Here is a 535-nt window from a genome sequence, read left to right on the forward strand (position 1 = left end):
ATATATCAATATGCCTAAAACTACAATGTTTGCAATCGAAACAGCAGATAGAATTGCTGACGTTGGCTCCATTTAGTTGACTCCACTTTTCCTCTGTTTATTTACTTTTTTCCAATTTGTTAGCAATTTCATCAAATGTCTTCATATTGACTTCTAAAAATGTTGAAATGAAAAAAGTGATTCCATATTTTTCTCCTTCCTTTGAAATAAGATTATTTTTTTCAAGGACATTGATATAATGTTGAATAGCTTTGAAATCCAAACTCAACTCAATCGCAAGCTGGTTTGTATTTTGTGGTTTTTCTTTTAGAGCAGTAATAATTCTAAGTCGATTTAATCCTCCTCGTGAACCAGCAAAAACAAACCACAAAAGTCTTCTTGCGTGAGGATCATTTGTCATATCTAAACAAGCCTTGTAGTTTTAGTGTATACTTTAGGCATTATACAAAATTTACTCGCAAATTGTTTTTTTCAATTCAGAAAGGTAAAAAAGTAAAAAACTACTGATAAAGTGTGAATCAACATGATGGCTCTG

1 protein-coding gene is annotated in these 535 nt (G+C 31.0%); it reads right to left on the reverse strand.

What is annotated here, in order from left to right; genetic code table 11:
* Nucleotides 1-97: 97 nt before the first annotated feature.
* The gene (locus tag V3W49_RS23040) at nt 98-400 is read right to left on the reverse strand and encodes an ArsR/SmtB family transcription factor (protein ID WP_500148309.1); all 303 of its coding nucleotides are present in this window, start codon (nt 398-400) and stop codon (nt 98-100) included.
* Between the last annotated feature and the right edge of the window lie 135 nt (nt 401-535).

The organism is Rosenbergiella sp. YN46 (assembly GCF_036620675.1).
Lineage (GTDB): Bacteria > Pseudomonadota > Gammaproteobacteria > Enterobacterales > Enterobacteriaceae > Jejubacter.